Below are 15,975 nucleotides of genomic sequence, written 5' to 3'. Positions count from 1 at the left end.
CACAGATGGACTGGAACAAGTCGATGAATCCGGCTTCCACTCCTTGCCACGGCCACGAGGTTTCGACGCATGACCTGGACATAAACGTTCTCGATTGCGATTGGATTTCACGTATTTTCTATCATATCATTTTAGAAATGATTTTCTCGACAATTATCGGCCATCACGTCTCGTGAACCTTCATTGGTTCCGATAGTCGAATACGGATTGAGACCGATCCCGTCCGTTTATTTTCACCCGCGGCCCGGCCGTACGGTATACGCGCCCACGAATACGCTCGATGACACGGCCGCCATAATAGCGAGCGCTTTCAAGATGCGTAGGCTCCCGATCGGCGCGTCGGTCGACGACCGAACTTGGCACCGACAGTTCAAGGGCCGTCGGCGGGACGATCCCGGCAACGGGAATGCCGGTTGCCCATGGACGCTCCATCTCGACATCGATCGGTCGCGAGATCCGCCGGAAATTCCGTACGAAACGTTCGGCCGCATGGCGGGTCAGAAGATAGATCTGCGTCCCGAACTGCTGCGTCTGATATTGCACCACATGACGGTCCCATATCGGATAATTTTTCTCTGCGACATGGAATTTTGCCGGGAACCGTCCGAAGAACTTCAGGAAATGCACGCCCTTCGACGCCCAGTCGACCTCTGTCAGATGCAGTGTGACGGGCCAGTCGACGTAAACGTCGTCTTCAACGACCAGGATCTGATCTGCCGTCGGGTCGGCAAGAAGCGCCTGCCATGCCCGGACATGGCTGCAATAGCACCCGATCTCGCCCGGCGCGAGCGCGCGCTTTATGTGCGCCCATGCCACGTCGAGATCATATTCGAACCCTTCGGCCAGACCGGTGGATGCATCGAAGAATTCCCACTCCACCCCAACGGGAGGGCGATGAAACGTGTCGCGTCGGGCACTACCTGCAACGCTGATCACGCGAATGAGCGTTTTTGTCATCCGTTTCCTCGATCAAGAACATAATCCCCAGATGCCGCGCATCGACACCGGATTGTCAGTGAAAGGAGTCCTGGGAGCCCTGTTCGACGATCGGCTGGCTGACAGGAAACGACACCGACTTGCCAAAGACGCTGCTTTCCTTTCCCCTTCTCGAAGATACGATATGACGGGCACGATCGAAAACAAGTTTCTCGATCCCCTCCGGACGTCCCGAAAGAATCCAGAGCATGCAAAGACCGAACGTGTAGGCAACGGCTCCGCATGCAGAACAGGCAAACAGATCGACCGCCGCATGCGCCAGCGTATCGACGGGCGGCAGCAGCCATTTCAGCCCCTCGACCGCCAGCACCATGAACAGGGATGCCCCGACGCTACGCTTCCACCCCAGCACCTGCTCCCAGACGCCAAGGCCGGTCAGGCCGCGCACTAGGAAAAGGCCAAAAACATCCGACGCGAGTTCCGATACAAAACGTGCGGCGATAACACCTGAGAACCCCGCCCACAGCACGCCTGCGATCGCGAGCGGAAATTTGACGCCGAATTCGAGAAGGTTGCGTTTCAGAAGTGTCTTTGTTCGTCCGAAGGTCAGCAGGAGCGGCCATGTCGCCAGCGTGAACACCGCCGGCGTCAGGCTCAGCGCCAGCCAGCGGACCATTGGCACCGCCCCCACCCAGGCCGGGCCGACGACCACACGCACCGTACTATCCGCCACCAGGCTCTCGCCGATCAGCAGCGGCAACCCGACCGTCGCCATCGCCACCGATGCCTTCTGGTAACTCGCGGCCAATCGCTCCCTGTCTTCGCTGAGATGAGAGAACGCCGCCAGCAATGGCCGCGCCATCGGGGTGAAGAGGGCCAGAAACGGGATATTTGTAATATCGATCGCAGTCGAGAACATACCCAGGGCAGACCGGTTCATCACCTTGCCCAGGAGCAGGCGTTCGAACTGCCAGTTGAGGGCACTGACGATCTGCGCCATCGTCATCCATCCGGCGAAGCCCGCAAAAACATGTATCTCACGCAGGCTCAGTCGCGGCCGGTATGGTGCGAAATAGTAGGATTGCGCCATCATGGCACCGGAATATATCACCGTATTCAGTGCGATGGCCCAATAACTGTGCGTCAGCAGCGCGATCACTGTGCCGAAGACGAAGCTGATACCCTTGCCGGACAATTCGATGGCGAAGTCACGCCAGAAGCTGAGCTGCTTCTGAAACGCAACCATGCGCGGACTCACGATCCCGCGCATGAAGGGGCTCAGGCCGAGGAAGCAGACAAGCGGAAACAGGCGCGCGTCATGGTAGAACCGCGCAACAGGGAACGCGCTGGCCACGAGAACGGCCATCAGGACAACGCCCCGGATCAGGCCGATGGTGAAAGCCGTGTCGTAATGCAGCCGTGCGACGGTCGGCAGGCGCAGCAGGGCCTGATTGATCTGCAATTCAAGGATCGCCTCCGTCAGCCCGCACAGGCTGGCGGCAATCGCCACCAGGCCAAAATCAGCAGGCAGCAGGATGCGTGTCAGGACCAGCATGCTGGCGAGGTCGATGAATCGCGTCAGCAGGCGTGCCGCAACCATCAGCGCCGCACCCGTCGCGGCGCGCGAGCCGATATTGGCCGGCTGCGCTATCTCGGACATGCGTTCTCCTGCCGCCCCATCTTCCCCGTGGGTCCGGAGGAGATGCCATGTTCCGAAACGCGACTGGCGGCCGAATGTCTCTTGGCAGGCTGTTGTCGTCGAACGATTTCCTCGTAGACACGCATATAATCCGGCACCAGGCGCCGCGCCTCGAATATCTCCGCCCCCCGCCGCGCGGCCCGCCCCATGGCCGCCCGCCGCGGCAGGTCGCGCATGATCTCGCCAAGCTCCCGCCCCATGATATCCGGCCGCCCTGGCGGGACGAGCCGCCCGGCAGTCCCAAAGCCGAGCATTTCCGGCGTTCCGCCCACCGAGGTCGCGACGATCGCACATCCCGCCGCGCGCGCCTCCCCGATCGTCAGGCTGCCCGGATCGGCATAGGAGGCCAGTACGAAGATGTCGGTCTGACTGTAGAGAACTTCCGGGCCTTCTACATAGCCCAGGAAGATGATCCGCTCCGCCAGCCCCAAGGCGCCGACCCGTTCTTCCAGTTCAGCCCGATCGGGGCCTTCCCCGGCGATGTAGAGTGTCCATTCCGGCATCGACGACAGAAGCGACGCTGCAGCCTCGATCACGTCGAACACACCCTTGCGCGCGTGAAGGCCGCAGATCAGCGTAATATTGGGACGGCGCAGCCGGGGCACGCTCCCCGGCGCCCTGTCAGCTACGTCTACGTTCCGGGCCGATGCGACCGGCGCATTCCACACCACCCGCGTGCGGTCCTGTGGAAAGCCCCGATCGATGAGAGACTTCCGGTCTGCCTCGCTGACGGCGACGATCCTGTCTCCCAGGCGCATCAGAACCGAATGCCGGTCGAAGGAATTATGAACCGTCGTCACCAACGGAACCCCCGCGAAGCGGGAAGCGACGGCGCCGACCAGCACGCCTCCCATCATGTGAGCGTGAATGATGTCCGCGCTGATGGCGCGGCAGAGTCGCGTCAACACCGCCATGCTGCGCAGCAGGGCAAAAGGCTTCCGCTGGTCCTGCGGCAGCGTCAGATGATGGACGCCCTCGCGTTCCAGCAGGCGGACAAACGTTCCTCCGCCACTACAGAAATAGACATGATGCCCTGCTCTCGCCTGCTCGCATGCCAGGTCAACAGCCACATGCACATTGCCGTTTCCACGTCCGCAATGCTTCGACAGATGAACAATCGTCCTTCGTGATCTGGAAAAATCGTTCATGCTACCTGATCCTTCAGTCCGTGGCGTCGCAGCTCGTCCGGATGGTCCGCCATGACGGCCTCCGTGCCCCGCATCATCGGAATCCGATCTGCGGGCGCGGATGGCTGGCCGGCACGCGCCGCCACGGCCTCATCGACGATTTCCATGAAACGGCGACGGAATGCCTCCTCCGAAAAACGCATGGCGTTGGCACGGCAGGTTTCGGCATGGATACGATGGCGATTCTGTTCGAACCTCCGCACGGCCGTAACGATCGCCTCGGCCGTCTGTTCGGCAAACAGCAGCCCGGTAGGGTCGGCTGCATTCTCTGCAATCACGATGTCGCAGGCGCCGCCCACCCCGTAGGCGATGACGGGCGTACCGCAGGCCTGCGCCTCCGCCATGACAATCCCGAAATCCTCGGCAGCCGCAAAAACGAACGCGCGCGCCCGCCCCATCAGCGAGACCAGTTCGTCGATCCGCACGGGCTTGCGGATCTCGATATTCGGGCAACCCGCAGCAGCCGCCCTGATCGCCGCATCGCCCTCGCCTTCTCCCACGATGACAAGCCGACGATCGGACATCTTGCTGAATGCTTCTGCGATAAGATCGATCCGCTTGTATGGAACGAACCGCGAGACGACGAGATAGAAATCCTCCCTGTCCAATGAAAGGCGAAATTTATCTACGGAAACCGGAGGGTTGAGAACAATCGCCTCCCGCCTCCATGCTTTCTGCACGCGCCGGGCGATATAGCGTGAATTGGCGACGAACAGATCGACCCCGGCGGCCGACCGCGCGTCCCAGTTCCGCAGCCGATGGAGAAGCCATCGCGTATAAAGACCCAAGCCCCCCCAACCCAGCCCGCGTTCTTCAAGATACCGTGCCTGAAGATCCCAGGCATAGCGCATCGGACTATGGACATAACTGACATGAAGCTGGTCCGGTCCGGTGATCACCCCTTTCGCGACCGCATGATGGCTGGAAATCACGAGGTCATACCCTGTGAGGTCGAACTGCTCGACAGCCAGCGGCATCAGCCCAAGGAATTTACGGAAATGACGCCGGGCAAAGGGAAGCTTCTGAATAAACGAGGCCCTGACATTATGCCCTTTTAAGAAACCCCTGTTCTTCTCGGGCATGAAGTCCGCGACCACGAAGACATCCGCCGTCGGGTAGCAGAGCAGGATCTGCTCCAGCACCTGCTCCGACCCGGCATGTTTCTCCAGCCATTCATGGATCACGGCAATCCGGAGGCCGGACTTTCTGCGCTCGGCAACCTCTTGCGTCGGCACGGCATGTGAATTGCGCATCATGTGGATGGCTCCATGCTGGGAGGACGGCGAACATGTGTCGGCACGGCATGCAGGGCGGCTTGGATGACGTTGGCCATGGCGGTACTGGCTTCCGCCCAGTTGTAGCGCAGCAGACGCGCGGCCCCGGCCTCGCGGAGCCGACCGGCCAGCCCGTCCTCGTCAAGAAGACGCATGACCTGGCGCACGAAATCGTTCTGCGAGAACGCATCGGCGAATAGGGCGGCCTCACCGCAGACTTCGCGCAGGACAGGAATATCGCTCGCGACGACCGGGCAGGCGCAGGCCATCGCCTCGACCGCCGGCAATCCGAACCCCTCGTAGCGCGAAGGAAACACGAAGCAGGCGGCATGTTCATACAACGCCCTCAGGGCGCCATCCGATACCCGGCCGAGATAGCGTGCAGCCCTCGGCATGTCTGCGCCGCCCTGCTGCAGGAAGATCCCGTCCCGCCGGGCTCCCGCGATGGCGAGCACCATGCCGCGTGCCTCCAGCGCCTCGCCGAGCTTTGCCAGAACGCGCAGGTTCTTGTGCGCGACGAGATTGCCCACGACGAGCACATAACGTCCCGGTACCAGATCGTTCGCGGCGAGAACCGTCGCATCGGCCGCAACAGCCCGGACATGCTCCCCACCTTCAGGAATGACGGAAACCTGCTCGGGCCGGGCACCGAGATGGCGTATGATCTCGCCTCGGGCAAATTCCGACACCGTGACGATCCTGCTCCTTCTCGCAATCAGGCCCGTCTGCATTACGCGATAGGTTGCCCGGAAGCGCGCGGAATAGGCGTCCGGCACGCTCGCCCATCCGCAATCATGGATCACGACGATCTGCCGTCGCGCCAGGAGTGGGGCGGTATTGCCCAGATTGACCAGAAGGCCGTCCGACGTCGCCCACGGAAGCATCGCCTGCTCCCACAGATGGCCGCTGCCGTAGCCGAACGGCCTGATCGGGACCTGTCCGGAACGCGCCACATCCAGTCCCCCCCCCACCCTTGCCGGATGGAGGGACGAAGATTTCCGAAATGATTCCCTGCCGCACAAGTCCGGCGGAAATTTCGGTGGCAAAACGCTGGACACCGCTCAGCGCCTGCCGCAGGAAACGGCCGTTCAGATAGACGGGGCGTTCCCGCGCCTCATGCGCGGTCATAGCCGTCCAGATCCTGCGCCAGATAGGCATGCATGCCACTTTCCCGTCCAAGATCGTTCATGTCGGCCTGGGTCAGGATACCGCCCAGCACGCGCACGCCGCATGCGTGGAGCCGGCGAAGGGTGGTCAGCACGGCATCCATCTCGGTCCGCTGCCACCGCACGGCGATGACCGCGCCATCCACCAGCCGCCCGGCGGAAGCCGCATCCGGAATGACCAGCGCCGGCGGCATGTCAACGAGGATCAGATCATAGAGATTCCGTGCCTCGGCAATGATCGCCCCAAGCTGCTTCAGGTCCAGCAGATACCGTCCACTCCCGTTGGAGCGCGCGCCGCGCAGGGTGATCAGGTCGACATTCTGCATGATGTCGCGCGTGATCCCCGGCAGGCCGGATCCATTCGGGCCGTCCCCCTGCGGCGGCCGGAAAGTCGGACGGATCGACAGGCCGACCTGGCTGCGGCGGATGTCGGCGTCGATGATCAGCGCCCGCCCATGATTCCGCGCGGTACTCGCGGCGAGGGCGACGGAAAGAAACGTCTTGCCTTCCCCCGGCAGGGCGGACGTCACCAAGACAGCCTGCGCGCGGAACCGGTCGTCGCCATGACGCAGCATGTTGCTGATATGATCGACCGAGAGCGTGTAGGACGATGTCCGGTATTCCATGAGCGGCCGGCGCTCGCGGCCGGCGAAGGGAACGACCCCGAGCGGAAACAATGTCGTCTTCTGCTCAAGCTGTTCCAGCGTGCGCACGCCCGGCCTCAGCCTTTCGAGCATGATCGCACCGAAACAGCCCAGCGCGAGCGAAAGAAGGCCCGCCGCACCTGTCAGTTGTCCCCGATGCGGGCCCGACGGACCAAGTGGCGTCTGCGCGTACGAAATCAGTACGGCATCGGGCTCCTGCATCGCCGCCTGGGCGGATGTCTGCTCGAACCGGGTCAGATAGTCGCGATAGACCACTTCGGCGGCCTCTGCCTCGCTGACGAGTTGGCGAAGCTGCACCTCGGCCACGTTTTCACCCGCGACCGCCCCCTTGAGGTCACGCACGCGCGCCTCCAGCGTGGCGACCTGTGCGCGGGTCGCCTCGACCTGGGCCCGCAGGCTTCCGGCGATATGGCCCTCTTCCGCGCCAAGCTGGGCACGAAGCCCGGCAATCGAGGAATCGAGCTGGCGCAGGCGCGGGCTTTCCGACATATCCGTCGTCCCGAGGCCAGCCCGCTGTTTTTCCAGTTCCGCGAGTTCGCCAGACAGACGCTGGACGAGCGGAGAGGCCACCACGGCGGGCAACGCACCCAGAGACCCGCTGCGCCGCGCCGCCTGCACCTGGTCGTAGGCGCTCTGCTGCTCGGCGAGCTTGTTGGAAGCCTCGGTCAGCGCAATATCCACGCGGCTCATCCGACGACCCGTCAGAGTCGTCTGGTCGCCATCGCGCGAGACTTCCTGGCTCAGAACCAGGCCATGCGCGCGACGAAATTCCTCGACCCGGCTTTCGGCCTTGGCCACACGGGCCTGAAGCGCCCCGATCTGTTCGTTCAGCCATTCATGGGCGTGGGCGACAGTGGTGATCTTGAGATCACGCATGAAATCCAGATAGGCGGAGGCGTAGGCATTCGCGATCCGCGCACTCAGCGCGGCGTCGTTCGTCTTGGCACTGATCGCGAGCGTGTACGAGCGCCCGTCATTCCTGACCGTGACATGCCGCAGCAGCCAGTCGACCGCGACCTGACGCTGCTCTGCGCGCGTCAGCAACTGTAGGCGGACACGATCAAGGCCCAGGCGATGACGAACCATGTCGAACACGCCCCACGGGCCGGGCATCGGCGCGGGCGGATAAATGATCTGCTGGACCTCTGGTCGATGGACGAGGTCGATGCGATCGACCACCTTTCCCGCCATATCCCGCGAAAGCAGAATGTCGGTCTGGGTATGGATCATGAGCGTGTCGCCGCTTACCGCGCCGCCATGGGCCTGCAGGTCGGTAAATTCCGTCTTTCCCGTATCCACAAGAAGCGAGGATTGGGTTTCATAATAGCGCGGGAGGGAAAAGATCACGCTCGCCAGGGGAATGAACAGCCCGGCCGTGATCAACATGACCGTCCATTTCCTGCGCCGCATGATGACCAGCGCATTTCCCAGGGGCACATGCTCCGCCGGCGCTGCCGCAAGCGGCAGGGGCGGCGGACCGACGAATGTTTCGTCGCGGACAGAAAGTATTGTCATGGCGGGTCGCCTAATGCGCGCCGTCGTGCCGGAGCACGGCGGGAATGGTCTTCAGGAGGATCAGAACGTCTTTCCAGAACGTCCAGTGCCTGACATAGGCGCTGTCGAGGGCCACGCGCCGGGCGTAGCTGGTATTGCTGCGCCCGCTGACCTGCCAGAGTCCGGTCAGGCCCGGTCGGGTCGCATAATAATAGGTGATGTTCTCACCATACCGCTCGACCTCGGCCTGAACGATCGGACGCGGCCCGACCAGGCTCATGTCACCGCGCAGAACATTCAGCAATTGCGGAAGCTCATCCAGGCTGGTCGCCCGCAGGAAGCGGCCCAGCCGCGTGATGCGGGGATCGTGGCGCAGCTTCTGCGTGCTGGCCCATTCCTCACGGGCGGCTTCGTCCCGTTCCAGAAGCTCCTTCAGGACGTCATCCGCATTCGCCACCATGCTCCTGAATTTGAGGCAGCGGAAAATCCGTCCGTTCTCACCGATCCTGTTATGGCCGAACAGCGCCGCCCCCCCATCACGCCGGACCAGCACGACGATCGCAAGCATGGCGGGCATGGCGAAGAACAACATCGCAGCCGCAATCATGACATCCATCACGCGCTTGCGCGGATCGCGGATCGGCACAGCATTCTCGGGCCTGGCGACTTGCACGCCGATAAGCCCGGCATAGGGGACAACCACCGTCGCATCATCCGCGAGAAAGGCTGCCCCCATGAATTTTTCCTGTTGCAGACCAGACATACGAACACCTCGTCATCAGCGAAGAATGAAGCTGGCAGGCAAGTTGAAGCGGCGTGATCTCAATCAGATCGCTACCTCCCTGGTATGACCGGGACGTTGCCTGCGCGGATGAGCAAAGCGCAATAATAAAAACAAGCCGTAATGTGTTTTTAATCATTTTCGTAAGTATTACATGCATTAATACATCGTTATTTGTCTGTTAAAATACTGTTTGAATCTTGAAATCACTTTATTGATGTGCCAGAAAATGCCTGAATCTCGTCCCTTCTGGCCGAAATTCTGATCACGCAAATGCGAGTTCCGCAGTGATTGCGAGAAAAATCCGCGATGACCGCCGACAAAAAATTAACGACGAAATTCTCTCTTTTTCACGTAATATTTCATTACTCTACGAAACGATGGGCCTGGACAGTTCTTATATTATCAAACATCCGCCTTTTCCTGCATCTTGCTGGCATGCTGGACGTTGTTCCTCGCACCATCAATTCATGGATACGTTCAACGGTAAAGCATCGTGATTATTCTATGTCGGCAGCGGGGCGTGGCATCGCATAAAGCAGCCTGGGACATGGCGCGTGAGCGTAGACTATAGCGAGAACGCAAGGGGTTATGATCATGCTCGAAAAGTTTGGCAGGATGATGAAAACCCATACAGGATCTCTGATCGCCACGTTGATGGAACCGCGTTGCATGTTCACGCCGCTCGAACCACTCCGTCCTCTGCCGTCCTTCCGCCAAAGGTGGGGCGGCCCGCAACCGGCATGGGCGCCCCGGCTTGTGACGCCATTGTTATTTGACGGTAAACGAACAGGAAACGGTATATGTCGCAGAAACCAAACACTTGGAAGGCCGTTAACACAACAGGTTCGATATCGACCTGAACCGATCCGGAGGCAATCTGGAGCACGGAGCCTTTTTTCTGTCAGAATTCTCTATAATATCTTCGTCACGCCGTATCCTGTCTTTCTGGTCATTGTACAGAAGCGGGGCGGCCGGTTGCCGACAGTTGGCTTTTCACATGTCCTCGGGATACGGCCCGGCGACAGAGCCTGCGCATCGCGAGCGTGGAGTTAGCATGACGTGCCGACGACGGGGGCGAACATCCTAAAAATTCGACTGATCGGGCACATGGTCGCCATGACCCCGACGGGCAAAAACATTCTTCCGGCGGGCGCACGGAGAACACGCGGATTGCTGGCCATTCTGGCTCTCTCCAACCGCAAGCCCGTCATGCGTCAGCGCCTGACCGAACTTCTATGGAGCAAGCGTCCGACCGATCTTGCTCGCGCTTCCCTGCGGCAGGAAATTCATCGCTTGCTCGACGTCCTCCAGCCTTTCGGCACCGAGATCATCGATATCGGGCGACATACATTAACGCTCAGGCCAGACCTGACGTCGGTCGATGTCGAGGATATATATGCCGGAGGCCTCGGTGCACTGGACGATACGGTTGAGCCGGAGGAGATGCTGTTCACTGACCTGAACGGAATCGATCCAGCCTTCGATCAATGGCTCCAGACCCAGAGAGCGCGCTTCTCCCGTCATATCCAGCATCTGATGAAGTCCGACCAGGTGAGCCCGGACAGCCTGGTGCGCATTCTCCCCTCCTGCTCTCCATCAGACAAAGACCCCATGCCAGGCGACGTTGGTCCTGAGACCCCTCCCCCGATTGCCCGGGCGGGCCAGTTTCATGTGCAGCCGAACGATTCGCTTTCGGCTGGCCATTTTCCTTTGAAGAACGGTGCCCCGGCGCTCGAAACCTTGCGCCGCCTGTCTGATCCGCCCGCGACCGGGCCACGCCCACAGAACGGAGAAGGAGAAGGTGACTCTCAACCCCCGGCTCCCTCGGCGAAAGTGCGATCCCTCAGTCTCACCCTCATGCCGATCGAGACGAAAAACCCATCCCTGAAGACGTTGGCGGACGAACTGGGAAGCGTGCTCAACGTGATGTTCGTCGGGTCCGACGCCTTTACGCTGGTTATTTCCCAGCCGCCTCGCGACGAACTGGATGCAACAGGCGATTGGATCGAAGCCCTCCGTGGCAAGCAGATCGATTTTCTATGCACGGGCATCCTGCATTCCAGCGTGAAAGGCAACGAGGAACACCCGGCCCTGCTGTTGCGACTGATCGACGTGCAGAATGGCGGCGAGATGATCTGGACAGTACGCGCCGCCCTGCCATCCGGTACCCGGCAGAATCCCGGCCTCGCCGCCCCCCTGCTAGCCAGGGCAGTTCTGTCGGCGCAATGGGCTGCCATCCTCCGCCATGCCCGTCATCTTCTGAAATGCAGTATCCAGGCGCTGGCTCCCGATCAATTGGCGGCCCGGGCGCTGGTCACGCTGCTACAGGCCCAGCCTCATGCCCTACACGAAGCTGAAACCCTTCTCAAATTCGCGGAATGGCTTGGCCCCAACCAGCCACTCGTCGCCATTGCCCGCGCCGTAACGGAGATGACCCGCGCCAACGCGTTCCTCCAAGGCGATTATGCGGCGAGTGTGGCGCGCGCCCTGGCAGCCGCCCAACATGCGGCGGTTCTTTCACAGCACAATATCAGCCGGAACTTCCTGCTCGCTTTCGTTTATTGTCATATTCCCGGATACGCGGATACGGCCGACGCGTTGCTCTCTCCATTCAAGAGCAATGACGAAGACACTGATCAGGCATGGTTCGCCCCCTATCGGGTGCTTCAGGCCCTCCTTGCCTTGGTAAACGGCCGAGAGGAAACCGCACGAAATCTTCTGAAGCATTATCGCATATCGGGAAACGCGCAGCCGCTCAGCGTCGCGATGGATCCCTGCGCGGTTCTTTACCTCTTCCTCGCCGATCTGCCCACGGAAGCAGTCCGGATCGGGCGGATGGTCGCCGCACTCTATCCTCAGCTTCCATCAGCGCTTGTCTACCATCTCGTGGCACTCACCACCGAAGAGAACGGTGCAGAACGCACCGCCATCCTTGCCCGGCTCTCGGCGCTCGACCCGGAACTCACGATCCACCGCGTGATGATGAGCAATCCGTCACTCCCCGCAGGGGCCCGCACCAAACTCGCGACCGCATTGCACCTGACGGGCCTTCCGGAATGAGAATGATTTATTCTGAACGAGAAACATTCTGTACGTGACGACAAGTCGCCGGCGAAGGAACCTCTGTTCCTTAGCCGGTTATTTCCTGCGTGAAATCTTGATCCAGCGACCGATCAGCAGAGCAATCGGAAAGCTGAGAGCGATATAGGCGCCGATAGCGGCAAGAATTGTCTGGATCATGCCTGTGCGCGATCGTCCCATGAATCAGTATATCGAAAAAAACAGGGCCTCATAAGGTCGCCGCCCGTTCCGGTGTCATCCGGCCGCGCACGAGGTCGAAAAAAGCCAGCATATTGCCCACCAGGCGCCCGCGCCTGTCTATATAGGGTTCCGGACGGATAGCCTTCACAATGTTGGAGAGCAGATTGCGGATAATATGCTCCCAGGCGCGCGTTCGCGGATACCCCTCCTTCTTTGCCGCGATATAAAGCGGGTTTGCAACCTGCGAATAGCCCAATTTGATCCCGGAACTGCGGCCGCGTTTGACACCCAGATGAACACCCCGTGCGTCCGGCAGAAGCCGCACATCGCCATGGGCCGCCAGCCGGCGCGAAAGATCCACATCTTCCTGCCATCCATAGAGCGGAAGGCGTTCGTCGAACGACAGGCCGAATGCGCGCATGGGCGCCAAGCGAAGCGCCATGTTGCAGCCATATCCGGTAAAGACGGGCTCCGGCCCTGATGGGCCATAGTCTTCTCCGCGCGCGGCCAGGATCGCCCGCCCTTCGGCAATATCAAGGCCCGGCCCCTTGATTCCGTCGGCTAGAACCGCTCCGGTCACGACAACCGTACGAGCGTTCGTCTCCATGTGTCTCTCGACCGCCTGGAGGTAATGCGCCTCAGCCAGAAAGTCGTCGTCGAAGAACATGACGACATCGGCGTTGGGCACAGCGGCCAGAATCGCATTCCGCTGCCGGGTCAATCCACGCGGCCCGGTAATCAGGCGCACACCGGGAAACGCCTCCGCCGCGCCCTGCATATCCTCATCGGATGGCGCGCAGACGATAATTTCATCGGGTTGGCGGATCTGGCCCCTGAGGTCACGAAGTATTTCGGCAAGGACAGGCGCCCGTCCCGCCGTGGCAATTCCGACGACAATCTTCATGGCGCCTTCCTGCTTTGATAAACACGGACATAGTCAACTTCCATGATCGACGGGCTCGGCGTCTTGTCGATCGGCCAGCCGCCGCCCAATCCGAGATCGACGAGCACATCGAGGCCTGCAAGCGGACGTGGCGGGGTCGGCGTACGCCAGATCTCCCGGCGGTCGAAATAGACGATCACCCATTGCGGCGTCACATCGGCACCGTATGTGTGGAATGCCTGCGACAGACTTCCTTTCGGAACGGCCTGGGTATGCATCTCCGAATGGTTTTCACGGCTGTTCGCTGGATTCCGCTCCGTAACAGTCACGTTATAGGCGGCAGGGAAACGACCGTAATGCTCGATGATATCGACTTCCAGGGCATGTTTCCCCGAACCTGTCGGTGTCAGTTCCTCCAGCCAGAAGGCAGGCCACACCCCGTCCCCCGCCGGCAGGCGCGCCCGCATCTCGAAATAGCCGTAAGGCGCAGTGAAACCGCTGCCGAAACCAGGTGCGGACGACAGCAAACCAGACTGCCATTTGCCGTCCGCCGTGTGACGCATCTCGATGCGAAGGATTCCGTCCCGAACGCTGAACGGCAAACCCGGTTCCTTGTCACGGAAGGTGGCATCGCCGAAATCACCGCCCCACGGCGTATGCGCGCTCCAGACCGTATCAGGTCCGTGCGGCGAGACACTGAGATGGTCGAACTCCTCATTAAAGATCACGGCCCTGCCTTCAAGATCGATCCCGTCACCTGGAGCGGCCCCGAGCGCGCCCCCACCCCATCCGACACCCAGGGCGGCAAAACTGCCTGCCACCGCGGGGATGATACGCTGCCTCAGTCTTTCGACGATCGCTGAAATGGACATGGTCATGGCGCCTCCTTGGGCAAAGACTGTTTCTTGCGATGTGGCCTCGCCACCCGCCGATCAGAGGTCACCTCCCCTTCCATATTCCGGAAGACAGATACGCGCCTGAAAAGAAACTTGATCTTCGCCTGGACGTAGACGATGGTTAATACATTCAACGCATTTCGTCCATCTTTTCGATTCATTACCCCTGGACGTTCGATGCGCAACGCCGCCTGGCCGCGGTGGAAGGGAGTCACGTGGGCATCACGCTTTTCTTCCTGGTCCTGGCGCCTCTCTGCCTCATATGGATCAATCGGCCCGAGCGGCTGATCCAGCTCATGATCATCATGGGCATATTCGAGGCCAGCGCCGCGATCACGATCGGCGGCTTCGGCATTGCCCCCAACACGCTGCCGGCCATAGCAATGGTTTGTTATATCGGCGCGCAGTTTCTGCTCGGCGCCCGCTATCCCGGCCGCGCACGGGTCTGGCCGCTTCTTATCCCGCTGCTCGTCGTCGCTGGCTGGGCGATCCTGACATCCTGGCTGAGCCCGCGCTTTTTCGAAGGGCGCGTCTATGTCTGGCCCCAGAAATCCACACCTCCCTTCGTCATCACCCCCCTCACGCCCAGCTCGGCGAACCTCAACCAGGACCTTTATCTCCTTCTCAACATCATCATTTTCGTGATGGTCGCGCTATACATGACCCGACAGGGCGCTCCAGGGCGGCCATTGCATCCTGTCAGCATCCTGCGAGCCTATTTCGCGAGCGTACTGCTCGCCTTCGGTTTCGGCGTCTGGCAATTCGCCAGCCATGTCGCGCATGTCCCCTTCCCTTCGGACATGCTTTATTCGAATCCGGGATGGTCGATCCTTACCGAACAAACAGTTGGTTCTCTCCCCCGAATCAATGCAACTTTTTCAGAGCCATCCGCGTTTGGCGGCTACATGGCGGCTGGCGCCTTCTGTGCAGGATGGCTGATCCTCAATGACTTCCCTGGCACCCTTGTCAGAATCACGCTGGCCGCAGCCGTTACCGGCGTTTTTCTTTCCACATCAGCAACAGGGATCGTCACGCTTGGGATCGGCGCGCTGATCGTGGTGCTCATGGGCGTTACAATCCACGCGAAGCGCTTCCTGCCCATGATAAAGCGGCGGGCCATCCAGTTCCTGATTTTCAGTATCGTGATCATGGTCCTTGTGACCGTCATGATCCCAGACCTGCTGACCAGTCTCGGCACGATCGTCGACAGCGTGACGAACAAGCAGGACAGTGAATCTTACAATGCCCGCAGTTCCACCGATCTCGACAGCCTGCAAGCGGCCATCGACACGTTCGGCTTCGGCGTCGGCTGGGGCAATAACCGTTCGTCGAGCCTGATCCCCGGCCTGCTCGCGGCAATCGGCATTCCCGGCATGCTCGGCCTCATCTGGTTCGCGTGGCGCCTCATCTCCCGTGTCAGGTCATTGCGCCGGATGGACCGGAAGCTGGAGGATATCCAGGTCGTCAACGGGGCCAGCGCGGCCCTCGCGGGCTATCTGGTTTCGGCATGCCTTTCCGCACCGACGATTACCACTGCATCTTTTTATGTCTTTCTTGCCCTGCTGATTTCCGGCATCGCCCGGGCGGAAGGCACACAGGCAAGCAAGGCGCCCGCCTCCCTCTTCCCTCCCGCCGAACGCCGTAGCCCGAACCCAGGCAGGATACGCGGAACCGCCCCCTCCAGCATTCGTGGGTGATCACACCGTGACAATACGATTTCCCGTCGTGAA

Annotated in this window: 11 protein-coding genes; 2 read left to right on the top strand and 9 right to left on the bottom strand. The window is 60.8% G+C overall.

Annotated features, from left to right (window positions below):
- Nucleotides 1–180 precede the first annotated feature (180 nt).
- The 7 genes from C7453_RS13370 to C7453_RS13340 form a co-directional block, all read right to left on the bottom strand.
- Nucleotides 181–957, bottom strand: a complete 777-nt coding sequence (locus C7453_RS13370; protein WP_114728026.1) for a glycosyltransferase family 25 protein — start codon at nt 955–957, stop codon at nt 181–183.
- Between the two features lie 55 nt (nt 958–1,012).
- Complete coding sequence (locus C7453_RS13365; protein WP_114728025.1) at nt 1,013–2,596, bottom strand: lipopolysaccharide biosynthesis protein; 1,584 nt, start codon at nt 2,594–2,596, stop codon at nt 1,013–1,015.
- Nucleotides 2,584–3,783: a glycosyltransferase family 4 protein gene (locus tag C7453_RS13360; protein WP_114728024.1), complete on the bottom strand. Its 1,200-nt coding sequence runs from the start codon at nt 3,781–3,783 to the stop codon at nt 2,584–2,586. Before C7453_RS13360 ends, C7453_RS13365 begins: the two co-directional genes overlap by 13 nt.
- A complete protein-coding gene (locus tag C7453_RS13355; RefSeq protein WP_307723114.1) occupies nt 3,780–5,078 on the bottom strand; it encodes a glycosyltransferase in 1,299 nt (432 codons plus the stop codon). The genes C7453_RS13360 and C7453_RS13355 overlap by 4 nt, the downstream gene beginning before the upstream one ends.
- Nucleotides 5,075–6,049 (bottom strand): glycosyltransferase family 4 protein, encoded by a 975-nt coding sequence (locus C7453_RS13350; RefSeq protein ID WP_114728023.1) that lies wholly within the window; start codon nt 6,047–6,049, stop codon nt 5,075–5,077. Before C7453_RS13350 ends, C7453_RS13355 begins: the two co-directional genes overlap by 4 nt.
- Before the next feature lie 161 nt (nt 6,050–6,210).
- Nucleotides 6,211–8,442, bottom strand: coding sequence for a GumC family protein (locus C7453_RS13345; RefSeq protein ID WP_114728022.1), 2,232 nt, complete (start codon nt 8,440–8,442; stop codon nt 6,211–6,213).
- A gap of 10 nt (nt 8,443–8,452) precedes the next feature.
- Nucleotides 8,453–9,157: a sugar transferase gene (locus C7453_RS13340; RefSeq protein ID WP_245949026.1), complete on the bottom strand. Its 705-nt coding sequence runs from the start codon at nt 9,155–9,157 to the stop codon at nt 8,453–8,455.
- A 1,107-nt stretch (nt 9,158–10,264) separates the two neighbouring features.
- Here C7453_RS13340 and C7453_RS13335 point away from each other — a divergent pair.
- Nucleotides 10,265–12,265: an AfsR/SARP family transcriptional regulator gene (locus C7453_RS13335; protein ID WP_141288909.1), complete on the top strand. Its 2,001-nt coding sequence runs from the start codon at nt 10,265–10,267 to the stop codon at nt 12,263–12,265.
- Nucleotides 12,266–12,494: 229 nt separating this feature from the next.
- Here the strand turns inward: C7453_RS13335 and C7453_RS13330 are convergent, their stop codons facing one another.
- A complete protein-coding gene (locus C7453_RS13330) occupies nt 12,495–13,370 on the bottom strand; it encodes a glycosyltransferase family 2 protein (protein ID WP_114728019.1) in 876 nt (291 codons plus the stop codon).
- Entirely contained in the window at nt 13,367–14,227 is an 861-nt protein-coding gene (locus C7453_RS13325) for a glycoside hydrolase family 16 protein (RefSeq protein WP_114728018.1), read from the bottom strand. Before C7453_RS13325 ends, C7453_RS13330 begins: the two co-directional genes overlap by 4 nt.
- A gap of 314 nt (nt 14,228–14,541) precedes the next feature.
- On the opposite strand from C7453_RS13325, the gene C7453_RS13320 reads away from it, so the two are divergent.
- Entirely contained in the window at nt 14,542–15,942 is a 1,401-nt protein-coding gene (locus tag C7453_RS13320) for an O-antigen ligase family protein (protein WP_141288907.1), read from the top strand.
- Nucleotides 15,943–15,975: the final 33 nt, after the last annotated feature.

It is taken from the genome of Gluconacetobacter liquefaciens (assembly GCF_003350405.1).
Taxonomy (GTDB): domain Bacteria; phylum Pseudomonadota; class Alphaproteobacteria; order Acetobacterales; family Acetobacteraceae; genus Gluconacetobacter; species Gluconacetobacter liquefaciens.
Note: the sequence above shows the minus strand (reverse complement) of the source record. Positions and strands in the feature narration are given on the sequence as shown.